At 70.5% G+C, this 11,567-nt stretch carries 8 protein-coding genes; 1 reads left to right on the forward strand and 7 read right to left on the reverse strand.

The genetic code is table 11. From position 1 onward, the window contains the following. Positions 1-2 precede the first annotated feature (2 nt). Positions 3-500 carry a phosphoribosyltransferase gene (locus AB0Q90_RS28060; protein ID WP_363161145.1) on the forward strand — a complete coding sequence of 166 codons (498 nt, stop codon included), beginning with the start codon at positions 3-5 and terminating at the stop codon, positions 498-500. A gap of 78 nt (positions 501-578) precedes the next feature. Here the strand turns inward: AB0Q90_RS28060 and AB0Q90_RS28065 are convergent, their stop codons facing one another. The 7 genes from AB0Q90_RS28065 to AB0Q90_RS28095 form a co-directional block, all read right to left on the reverse strand. Continuing rightward, positions 579-1,553: a Yip1 family protein gene (locus AB0Q90_RS28065; RefSeq protein WP_363161144.1), complete on the reverse strand. Its 975-nt coding sequence runs from the start codon at positions 1,551-1,553 to the stop codon at positions 579-581. A gap of 35 nt (positions 1,554-1,588) precedes the next feature. Further along, on the reverse strand, positions 1,589-2,947 hold the full coding sequence (locus tag AB0Q90_RS28070) for an FG-GAP-like repeat-containing protein (RefSeq protein WP_363161143.1): 1,359 nt from the start codon (positions 2,945-2,947) through the stop codon (positions 1,589-1,591). Position 2,948: 1 nt separating this feature from the next. Continuing rightward, positions 2,949-4,388, reverse strand: coding sequence for an FG-GAP-like repeat-containing protein (locus tag AB0Q90_RS28075; RefSeq protein WP_363161142.1), 1,440 nt, complete (start codon positions 4,386-4,388; stop codon positions 2,949-2,951). 101 nt (positions 4,389-4,489) lie between these two features. Beyond that, on the reverse strand, positions 4,490-5,917 hold the full coding sequence (locus AB0Q90_RS28080) for an FG-GAP-like repeat-containing protein (protein ID WP_363161141.1): 1,428 nt from the start codon (positions 5,915-5,917) through the stop codon (positions 4,490-4,492). A 161-nt stretch (positions 5,918-6,078) separates the two neighbouring features. Next, complete coding sequence (locus AB0Q90_RS28085) at positions 6,079-7,527, reverse strand: VCBS repeat-containing protein (protein ID WP_363161140.1); 1,449 nt, start codon at positions 7,525-7,527, stop codon at positions 6,079-6,081. Positions 7,528-7,700: 173 nt separating this feature from the next. Then, positions 7,701-8,999, reverse strand: a complete 1,299-nt coding sequence (locus AB0Q90_RS28090) for a VCBS repeat-containing protein (protein ID WP_363161139.1) — start codon at positions 8,997-8,999, stop codon at positions 7,701-7,703. A gap of 185 nt (positions 9,000-9,184) precedes the next feature. Continuing rightward, positions 9,185-11,452, reverse strand: a complete 2,268-nt coding sequence (locus AB0Q90_RS28095; protein WP_363161138.1) for a (Fe-S)-binding protein — start codon at positions 11,450-11,452, stop codon at positions 9,185-9,187. Positions 11,453-11,567: the final 115 nt, after the last annotated feature.

Raw genomic sequence — 11,567 nt, forward strand, 5'->3', positions numbered from 1 at the left:
GCATGAGCGAAGTACGCGAGAACCTGACCTACGAGCGGTTCGGCACCGCCATCCGTGAGCTCGCCCAGACCATCGCCGACGACGGGTACGAGCCCGACATCGTGCTCTCCATCGCCCGTGGCGGGGTGTTCGTCGCCGGCGGGCTCGCCTACGCCCTCGACTGCAAGAACATCCACCTTGTGAACGTCGAGTTCTACACGGGCGTGGGCACCACCCTCGAAATGCCCGTCATGCTCGCGCCCGTCCCCAACGCCATCGACTTCTCCGACAAGAAGGTCCTGATCACCGACGACGTCGCCGACACCGGCAAGACGCTCAAGCTGGTGCACGACTTCTGCCTCGACCATGTCGCCGAGGTCCGGTCCGCCGTGATCTACGAGAAGTCGCATTCGCTGGTGAAGTGCGAGTACGTGTGGAAGCGCACCGATGAGTGGATCAACTTCCCGTGGTCCGTCGAGCCGCCCGTCGTGAAGCGGGCGGGGCAGGTGCTCGACGCCTGAAGCAACACTGAGGCCATAAACGGAGGGGCTCCCGGTGCGTATGCGCGCCGGGAGCCCCTCCCCTTACCCCTCGAAGAATCAGAACGTGCCCAGCTTCACGATCGACAGCAGCGCGATCAGCTGGATCGCCGACGCGCCCAGGGCCTTCGGCCACGGCAGGTCGTGGGAGCGGGTGACCATGGTGGTCAGGAGGGCGCCTGCCGCGACCCACGTCGCCCAGCCCAGGATCTGGACGAAGGGGGCGTCGCCGCCGAGGAACATCGCCACGACCAGGCGCGGGGCGTCGGTCAGGGACATGATCAGCATGGAGAGGCCCACCGTGGGCTGCCAGGCGCCGTCGCCGCCGAGCTGGCGGGCCAGGGTGTGGGTGACCACGCCCAGGACGAAGGACGACAGGACCATGGCGACGGCCGTCGTCAGGACGATCGGGACCGCGTTCGCGAGGGTCGCGTTGATCGCGTCCTCGCGGGCCGTGTCGAAGCCGAAGACCGCGAGCAGGCCGTAGAGGAACGTCACGATCAGGGCCGGGCCCCACATCGTGTAGTCCCGCATCCGGAGGAAGGTCTGGGCGGGGGAGAGGACGATGCCTCTCAGCAGTTCCTTCCAGTGCAGGCGGGGGCCGGCCGGGGCCGCCGGGGCCGCGCCCGCCTGGTAGGTCTGGCCCTGGTTGTAGGGGTCGTCGTGGACGGAGAACGCCTGGGTGTGGCCAGGGTTGTTCGCCGCGTACGGGTCATGACCGCCGCCGCCCGGACCCTGCGGGTACTGCTGCGCGCCGTCGCCGAAGTACTCCGGCTCACCATGCCCGCCATGACCGCCGTAGCCACCGCCCTGGCCGCCGTGCCCGCCGTACGGCTGCTGGGGCGGCGGAGGGTAGCCGTACGACGGCCCCTGCTGTCCGTACGGGGGTTGTTGCGGTCGCGCTTGCGGGGCGCGGTTGTCCCGGCCGCCGCGTCCGATCCTGAATCCAGCCACGTCTTCGAACGTACCTGGTCCCGGAGAGTGACGTGCCGGGCCCGGCGGTACGGGCCCGGCTTTGCGGCCGAGCTGTGACATCCCCTAAGGGACATCAGGGGACGCGTCGGCGTCCGTCACTGGAGCATCCCCCTGATGAGGCCGTCGCCCGCCACCGAGGTGACACCTGTCGTCGTGACTCCCGATGATGTGCCCGGCAGCCGCAGTGAACTCAGCGTGCCCGTCAGGAACAGGTCCGCGTGACCGTCGCGGTCGGTGTCGCGCAGGCGGACCGTGGAGCCGAAGCTGTCGTCGGCCTCCAACGCCCCCGGAATCCCGGCCGAGTTGCGGGCGAAGGCCTGCGAGCCCGTTCCGGTGACGCCGACGGCACGGCCGTACAGGACGTGGACCATGCCCGCGTACTCCTTGCCGTCGATGGTCTCGCCGTACGCGCCGATCGCGAGGTCCTTGTAGCCGTCGCCGTTGACGTCGCCGGCCGAGACGCTGTCGCCGAAGCTGTCGTACGACTCCGCCGTGCCCGCCACTCCGGTGGTGTTCTGGGTGATGCGGGCGGATGTGCCGGGGCCGGACGAGGAGCCGTACCAGAGGGAGACGCGGCCCTTGTAGCCGCCGTACAGGGACGTGCCGACGGCGATGTCGCCGTAGCCGTCCTTGTCGAAGTCGGCGATGACGCCGTCGCCACCCCGGTGCGTGCTGCCCCCGCCGCCCTGCTGGGACTCCAGGCGCAGGGTCTTGCCGGAGGAGAGGGTGGCGCCGCCCTTGACGAACCAGGCCTCCGACCAGATCTCCTCGGTGTTGACGCCGTCGCCGATCAGGACGAGGTCGGTCTTTCCGTCGCCGTTCACGTTGCCCGCGATGACGGCCGTGGACGAGAAGGAGGCGGTCGACTTGTCGAGGGTGGAGACCGAGCCGTGGACGCCGGTGCGGTTGATGGCGCCGCGGTAGACGTATGTCTTGCCGGCCGCGACGACCGCGAGGTCCTTCTTGCCGTCGCCGTTGAAGTCGCCGACCGCCAGGTCCGAGCCCGTACGGGCGTACGAGGTATTCGACTTGGCGGTGATGGCCGTACCGCCCGAGAGGCCGCTTGCGCTGCCCCACAGGATCGTGACCGCGCCCTGGTCCGTCCGGCCGTCGACGTTCTCGCCGGGCGCGGCCACGGCGAGGTCGCCGTAGCCGTCGGCGTTGAAGTCGGCGGCGGCGCGGACCTCGCCGAACATGTCGTCTGTCTCGTCGCTGCCGGGGACGCCGGAACTCGACTGGCTGACGAACTGGGTCTTCGTGCCCGGGCCGCTCGCGGTGCCGAAGGTGATCAGGACACCGCCGCCCTTGGCATCCCCGTCCCACCTGGCCGCGTAGTCGCGGTACCCGTCCCCGTTGAAGTCGTCGGCGTACTTCGCGGACGCCGCAGAGGCGGGGGTCGCGGCCAGGCCCGCGGTGAGGAGGGCGGCGAGCGTTGCCGCTGTGCGGACGCGCATGTCAGCCCTCCAGGACCGTGCCGAAGTACGTCAGGCCGGACGGGCCGCCCAGGGTGGTGCTGCTGAAGGACTTGGCTCCGGTCGTCGTGATGCCGGTGGAGGTGCCGCGCAGGACCCAGACCGCGCTTGCGCCGCCGTTCTCGCCGCGGGCGCCCGCGATCAGCTCGGCGCGGCCGTCGTTGTTGGCGTCGGTGAGGAAGACGGAGTCGCCGAAGTAGTCGTAGGACTCGGCGGTGCCGGGGACGCCGGTGGTGTCCTGGGAGAAGGCCTTGGCGCCGCTGCCGGTCAGGCCGCTCGCGGAGCCGCGCAGGACGATGACGTTGCCCGCGTCCTCCTTGCCGCTCAGGGACTCGTTCGCGACGCCGACGGCGATGTCGGGGTAGCCGTCGCCGTTGGTGTCGCCGGCCGACAGGCTCCAGCCGAAGCCGTCCCACTTCTCGGCGGTGCCGGGGACGCCGGTGGTGTCCTGCGTGAAGCGGACCGGGGTGCGGGTGGTGCTCAGGCCGGTGGAGGCGCCGTAGGTGACGGTGATCGCGCCGCCGAGGCCGCCGTTGGGCTCGTCGGTGGCCTTCTCCATGAAGTTGCCGGTGACGATGTCGCCGTAGCCGTCCTTGTTGACGTCGGCGATGACGGCGTCGTAGCCGCCCGCGAGCCTGCTGCCCGGCGTGAGGCCGGTGGCGGAGCCCTTGTAGAGGACGCTGCGGGTGCGGTAGCCGTCGGTGATCTCCTCCTGGCCCATCACCAGCAGGTCGGTCTTTCCGTCGCCGGTGACGTCGCCCGCGACGAACTGGTCGGTGCTGACGCCGGTCTGCTCCTGGGTGTCGATGCCGACGCGCTCCGCGGCCTCGCCGGTGCGGGTGATCGGGCCCTCGAAGACGTTCACGCTCTCGAAGTGGTTGTTCGCCGCCGCCAGGTCGGTGTCCCCGTCCCCGTCGAAGTCGCCGGTGGCCACCGACCAGCCGAGCTCGTTGCGGTTCTCCGGGAGCGGGGAGGCGATGTCCCTGCCGGAGGTGATCCCGCTCGCGCCGCCCCACAGCACGGTCAGCGCGCCGTAGTCGCCGGTGGTGCCGATCTTCTCGCCGTACACGCCCACGACGATGTCCATGTAGCCGTCGCCGTCCAGGTCACCCGTGGTGAGCCGGTCGCCGAACTTGTCGTCGGTCTCGGGGGTCCCCGGGATGCCGGTGGTGCCCTGGGTGATGATCTGGCGCTTGGTGGTGTCCAGGCCGCTCGCGGAGCCGTAGACGACGGCGACGTAGCCGGCGTTCGACCGGCCGTCGATCTTGGTGAGGGGGGCGCCGATGGCGAGGTCGCGGTAGCCGTCGCCGTTGAAGTCGCCGGACAGGCCGGAGGGTGCGGCCGCCGCCGTGGTGGCCGGGAGGGCGGCGAGCAGGCCGGTGGTCAGGGCCGTGGCCAGCAGGAGGGTGGTCTTCTTGCGCATGGTGGTCCGTTCGGGAATGTCGTGAAGGGGGTGCCCAGTCGGCGAAGCAGCCGCCGAACTCGGGCAGGAAGAACGCGCCGGGCGGGGTCGGTGGCGGTACGTCACTTGGCGATGTCCCAGGCGAAGTTGGCGCCGGCCTTGAGGGAGACGCCGGCCGCGGTCAGGGACTTGGCGCCGGACGTGGTCAGGCCGGAGGCGGTGCCGCGCAGGGTGGTGACGGAGCCGTAGCCGTTCTCGTAGCCGGCGCCGGTCACCAGGTCGGCCTTTCCGGTCTTGTCGAGGTCGATCAGGCGGACGGACATGCCGAAGTAGTCGCCGCTCTCGGCGGTGCCGGGCACGCCCTCGGTGTTCTGGGAGTACGACTTGGCGCCGGTGGTGGTCAGGCCGGAGGCCGAGCCGTACAGGACGGTCACCGTGCCGGCGTCGCGTGCCGAGCCGATGTCCTCGCCGTAGGCGCCGACCGCGACGTCGGCGAAGCCGTCGGCGTTGATGTCGCCGACGTCGACCGCGGTGCCGAACAGGTCGGCCTCCTCGTCAGCGCCGGGCACGCCCGGGGTGTCCTGGTGGACGACGGTGGGCGTCTGCTGCGGGTCGGGGCCGTTCGGGCCGCCGTACCAGACGGTGATGCGGCCGCCCTTGAGGCTCTTCGGGCCGGCGTAGTCGCCGAGGACGAGGTCGCCGTAGCCGTCGCCGTTGATGTCGCCGGTCGCGCCGGGGTCGCCGTCGGCGCCCGGCAGGCTGATCATGGCGTACTCCGACTCGGGGTGGTCGGCGTCGTTCAGGGGGTCGTACGCGAAGTAGCGGATGTCGCCGCCCTCGTCGCCGGTGACCCCGAAGGGGTAGAGGCGCTCGGCCGCTCCGTCGCCGGTCAGGTCGCCGGCGATGACCTCGTACGTCGAGCCCACCTCGTGGACGCCGGTGTGGCTCAGGGGCGTGCCGGTGCGGGTGAAGGGGCCGCGGTAGAGGTGGGTGTGGGTCTGGCCGGTGACGGTCACGTCCGTCTTGCCGTCGCCGTCGAAGTCGCCGGTGGCGACGCCACGGCCGTAGCCGCCCCATACGGCCAGCTCGTCCGCGGAGGGCTGCGGCAGGGCCGAGCCGCCGGTCAGACCGGACGAGCCGCCCCAGATGACGGTGACCATGCCGACGCCCTGCCGGTCGCCGATGCTCTCGAACTCGGAGCCCACGACCAGGTCGGCGTAGCCGTCCGCGTTCAGGTCACCGGCGGCGAGGCTCGCGCCGAACCGGTCGTCGGACTCGGCGGTGCCCGGGACGCCGGTGGAGTTCTGGGTGATCACGGTCTTCTTGGTGGCCGCGATCCCGGTGGACGAGCCGTACAGCACGACCACGGCACCGGCGCCGCTCGCGGAACCCACGTCGGCGCTCATCGCGCCGATGGCGACGTCCCGGTAGCCGTCGCCGTTGAAGTCGCTCGCCAGCCCGGAGGGCGCGGCGGTGGCAGTGGCCGCCGGGAGGGCGGTGAGCAGGCCGGTGGTGAGCGTGGCGGCCAGCAGCAGGGTGCGCTTGCGCAAGGCGTGACTCCAGAAGAGGGTCGGCCGCCGGGCCCGGGGGTGCGGGGCCCGGCGGACGGGTGTGGTGCGGGGGTGGTTCGGGGGTGGGGCTACGGCGGTCAGGGCGCCGGTGCCACGGCGGCTTGGTCGCCTTTGCCGCCGTGGCTCGGTGGCTCAGTGGTTCAGTCGGCGAAGTTCATGCCGAACGAGGGGGTTCCGGTCGTCGAGACGCCCGAGGTGCTCGGCGAGATGGCCCGCGAGCCGGTGGTGGTGATCTTCGTGCCGTTGGACGGCAGATAGGTGACGGCGCCGTTGCCGAGGTTCTCGTCGGAGCCGATGGCGAGGTCGGCCTTGCCGTCGCCGGTGAGGTCGTCGATCTTGACGTCCAGGCCGAAGTAGTCGTTGTCCTCGTCGCTGCCGGGGACGCCCGCGGTGTTCTGGGAGAAGAGCTGGGCGCCGGAGGAGGTGTTCAGGCCGCTCGCGGCGCCGTAGATGACGGTGACCGTGCCGGTGTTCACCGCCTCGCCGAGGTTCTCGCCCGCGGCGCCGATCGCGAGGTCGAGGAAGCCGTCGCCATTGATGTCGCCGAGGTCGAGTTCGTGGCCGAAGTAGTCGTTGCCCTCGGAGGTGCCGGGCACGCCGGCGGTGTCCTGGGTGACGCCCTTGGCGGTGCCGGGGCCCTCGGCCGTGCCGTACGTCACCCAGACCTTGCCGCCGTTGCTGGAGTCCGGTTCGCCGTTCCACGGGGCGCCGGTGACGATGTCGCCGTAGCCGTCGCCGTTGATGTCGCCGATCGCGGTGATGATGCCGGACTTGAGGACCTGATGGCTCGTGGACAGGCGGCTTGCGGCGCCGGGGTAGTAGTAGTTGCGGTTCCAGCCCTCGCCGCTCTCGCCCTCGTAGCCGTCGACGACGAGGTCGGTGCGGCCGTCACCGCTGACGTCACCCGCGGTCAGGTTGAGCGGGCCGCCACCGTTGGCGCCCATGATCGGGGGTGTGAGGGTGTAACGGCCGCCCGCGGTGCCGCTGCCGGAGAAGCCGCCCTTGAAGACGTGGATGGTAGCGGCATTGCTGCCGACGGCCAGGTCGGCCTTGCCGTCTCCGTCGAAGTCGCCGGCGGCCAGGTTCTTGCCCCAGCGGTCGTGCTTGCTGGGAGTCGGGTCGTCGACGGTGACGCCCTTGCCGGTGATGCCCGAGGCCGAGCCCCACAGGATGGCCAGGCTGCCGCCGTCGGTGTCGCCGCTGACGTCCTCGTAGGGGGAGCCGACCGCGATGTCGTCGTAGCCGTCGCCGTTGAAGTCGGCGTAGGCGGTGTCGATGCCGAAGGCGTCGCCCGTCTCGGCGGTGCCCGGAGTGCCGGTGGTGTTCTGGCTGATGGTGTGGCGCTTGGCGGAGGAGATGCCGTCGGCGGAGCCGTAGAGGACGACGAGCTGGCCGGCGGCTTTCTTGCCGCCGACGTAGGCGACGTGCGCGGAGAAGGCGACGTCGCCGATGCCGTCGCCGTTGAAGTCGGCCTTCGCGACGGTGGTGGAGTCCGCGGCCGTCGCGGTCGAGGCCGTGAACGTGAGCAGCCCGCCCGTCAGAGCGGCGGCGGTGGCCGTCGCGAGGGCGAGTCGCAGCGTCTGGTGCATGCGGGTTCTCCTGCTGCATGCGGGGATGCCTGGCGGGGCATCCGCAGTCGATTGGGTGCCGTCGGGACGGGTTGGCCGGGAGTTGTCCCGGGATTCACGCGCCGGTCGGCGAACAGGAGACTCGTACTGGTGCTCAAGGGTTGTACGTGAGTTCAGTAAATCTTTGAGGCGACTCAGGAGGTCAGGAACCCGGCCGTCGAGAAGCTGACGGCGGGCTCAGCCGCGATCAGCCCCTTCTCCGTCCCCGGGTACACGGCGACGGTGTCCCGCGTCTCGCTCCGGTACGTCCGCACGGTCAGGTCGGCGAGCCCGTCCCCGTCGAGGTCGGCCACCGACACCACCCGCGTCGTCCCTGTCCCCGGCGGCTCCACGGTCACCGAGCCCTGCGCCGACAGTCCCGTCGTACGGCCGGGGAAGACACGCAGCCGCGAGCCGCTGGAGACGAGTTCGCTGAGCCCGTCGCCGTCGAAGTCGGCGGCGTCGAGCATGGAGCCGGGGGAGGCGAGGGTGGCGCGGCCGGCGGTGGGGAGGTCGTAGCGCAGGGACGTTTCACCCATGGCGCCCACGGCGGCGTCCAGCGCCGCGCCCCGGCCGAAGCGGCCGAGGGCGACGTCGATGCCGTCGGGCAGGACGGCGCCGGTGCGGGTCGGCCCGGTGGGTCCGCCGAGGACGACGGCCGAGGTGCCGGTGCCTTCCGCGGTACGGACGACCAGGTCGTCGTAGCCGTCGCGGTCGACGTCGGTGGCCGGGCCCGTGGGGACGTTGCCGGGGGAGAGGATCGGGGCGGCGGCGGCCCGTGGGGTGCCCTTGCGGTTGAACGGGCCGCGCAGGAAGCTCAGTTGGCCGCCCGAGGCGTGGACGACGAGGTCCTCGGCGCCGTCGCCGTCGAAGTCGCCGCACACCGGCTGGTCGGGCCAGTCGTTGCCGGCACGCGCGCGTGCGGGGACGGTGAGCTTGACGGCCTTGCCGGTGAGGCCCTCCGGGGAGCCGAAGAGGAGCTGGAGCGGGACCGGGGGCTGTCCCTGGCCGTCGTAGGGCGGGTCGGTGGACACGACCAGGTCGGTGAAGCCGTCCCGGTCGAGGTCGCAGCTCGCCTCCGCGTCGAAGACGGCGGGGAGCTGTCCGTCGGTGGGCACGGCGTGCTGCTGCGGGGTGAGCAACTGCCGGGCGCCGGGCGTGAGTCCGCGCGGGCTGCCGTAGACGATGCCGATGCCGGGGTCGTCGGCGTGGGCCTGTGCCTTGGCCAGGTCGTTGAGTACGAGGTCGCGGTGGCCGTCGCCGTTGAAGTCGTCGGGCGTCTTGCTGCCGTCGCCGTGGGGGACGGGGAGTTGGGCGGGGGCGTCGGCGACCTGTACGGAGGGGGTGGGCGTGGGCTTGGCGGCGGCGTCCGGGTGGGGCCCGCAGGCGGCGAGGAGGAGCAGGGAGGAGCAGCCGAGGGCCACCAGACAGGTCCCACCGCTTCGCACGCGCACCGCTCACCTCGTCAGCATCAATGGCAACGACCTGGTCATCATGCATGTGTTCGACACAGGGCGACAGAGGCGGGGTGAGTCCTGAACCGCCCGCCCTCGGACTGTGGCTGGAACTGCTCCGCCGGGCGTACGCCGACGCCCCCTGCCCGAAGGACGGACAGGGGGCGTCGGGACGGCCGTAGCGGCTACTTCACCGGCTCGGGCTCCGGCTCGGTCTCCGACTCCGTCGACTCCTGCGGGTCAACCGGCGTCTTCACCGACTCCAGCAGCAGCTGGGCGACGTCGACGACCTGGATGGACTCCTTCGCCTGGCCCTCGTTCTTCTTGCCGTTCACGGAGTCCGTGAGCATGACGAGGCAGAACGGGCAGGCCGTCGAGACGATGTCGGGGTTAAGCGAAAGGGCCTCATCAACACGCTCGTTGTTGATGCGCTTGCCGATCCGCTCCTCCATCCACATCCGCGCACCACCGGCGCCGCAGCAGAAGCCGCGCTCCTTGTGGCGGTGCATCTCCTGCTGGCGCAGGCCGGGGACGGCGGTCATGATCTCGCGCGGCGGCGTGTAGATCTTGTTGTGGCGGCCCAGGTAGCAGGGGTCGTGGTACGTGATGATGCCCTCGACCGGGGTCACCGGGACCAGCTTGCCCTCGTCCACCAGGTGCTGGAGCAGCTGGGTGTGGTGGATGACCTCGTAGTCGCCGCCGAGCTGCGGGTACTCGTTGCCGAGGGTGTTGAGGCAGTGCGGGCAGGTGGCGACGATCTTCTTCGAGGACTTCGGCTTCTTCGTCTCCGGGTCTTCGTCGTCCTCGCCGAACGCCATGTTCAGCGCGGCGACGTTCTCCATGCCGAGCTCCTGGAAGAGGGGCTCGTTGCCGAGGCGGCGGGCGGAGTCACCGGTGCACTTCTCGTCGCCGCCCATGATGGCGAACTTGACGCCCGCCATGTGCAGCAGCTCCGCGAAGGCCTTGGTGGTCTTCTTGGCGCGGTCCTCCAGGGCGCCGGCGCAGCCGACCCAGTACAGGTACTCGACCTCGGACAGGTCCTCGATGTCCTTGCCGACGACCGGCACCTCGAAGTCGACTTCCTTCGTCCACTCCAGGCGCTGCTTCTTGGCCAGGCCCCAGGGGTTGCCCTTCTTCTCCAGGTTCTTGAGCATCGTGCCCGCCTCGGACGGGAACGCGGACTCGATCATGACCTGGTAGCGGCGCATGTCGACGATGTGGTCGATGTGCTCGATGTCCACCGGGCACTGCTCGACACAGGCGCCGCAGGTGGTGCAGGACCACAGGACGTCCGGGTCGATGACGCCGTTCTCCTCGGCGGTGCCGATCAGCGGGCGCTCGGCCTCCGCGAGAGCGGCCGCGGGGACGTCCTTGAGCTGCTCCTCGGACGCCTTCTCCTCGCCCTCCATCGTCTTGCCGCCGCCGGCCAGCAGGTACGGGGCCTTGGCGTGCGCGTGGTCGCGCAGCGACATGATCAGGAGCTTGGGGGAGAGCGGCTTGCCCGTGTTCCAGGCGGGGCACTGCGACTGGCAGCGGCCGCACTCGGTGCAGGTGGAGAAGTCGAGGATGCCCTTCCAGGAGAACTGCTCGACCTGGGAGACACCGAAGACGTCGTCCTCGCCGGGGTCGGTGAAGTCGATCGGCTTGCCGCCCGAGGTCATCGGGAGGAGCGCGCCGAGCGAGGTGCCGCCGTCGGCGTTGCGCTTGAACCAGATGTTCGGGAAGCCGAGGAAGCGGTGCCAGGCCACGCCCATGTCGGTCTTCAGGGAGACCGTGATCATCCAGATGAAGGAGGCCGCGATCTTCAGGCCGGCGAAGAAGTAGGTGAGGTTCTGGAGCGTGGAGAGGTCCAGGCCCTCCAGCGCCGAGACGACCGGGTACGAGATGAAGAACGAGGCCTCGTAGCCGTCGACGTGGTGCTGGGCGCCCTCCAGCGCGTGCAGCATGAAGATGCAGACGCCGACGATGAGGATGATCGTCTCGACGAAGTACGCCTGGCCGGTGTTGGAGCCCGCGAAGCGCGACTTGCGGCCCGCCCCGCCCGGCCGCGACAGCTGCCGGATGACGATCAGCGTCACGATGCCGAGCACGGTCATGGTGCCGATGAACTCGACGAACATCTCGTACGGCGCCCAGTCACCGATGACCGGCAGCAGCCAGTCGGCCTGGAAGAGCTGGCCGACGGCGTTCACGATCGTCAGCAGCAGCGTGTAGAAGCCGATCGCCACGAACCAGTGCGCGATGCCGACGATGCCCCAGCGGTTCATCCTGGTGTGGCCGAGGAACTCCTTGGCCAGGGTGATGGTGCGCAGGACGGGGTCGTTGGTCCGCGCCCCGGCCGGGAGGGGCTGGCCGAGCATCACGAAGCGGAAGATCTGGAGGACGGCACGGCCGAACAGGGCGATGCCGACCGCCATCAGGACCATCGACACGATGATCGCGGCGAGTTGCATTTCGGGGCTCCTCGGGCCTGCGAGGGGTTCTGCGAGGGAATCCTCGACATTACTAAGCGGTAACTTATGCAGTCCGTCTGAGACTACCCGTATCCTCCATCGCACTGTAGCCAGG

The sequence above is a fragment of the Streptomyces sp. NPDC079141 genome (assembly GCF_040686775.1).
Lineage (GTDB): Bacteria > Actinomycetota > Actinomycetes > Streptomycetales > Streptomycetaceae > Streptomyces.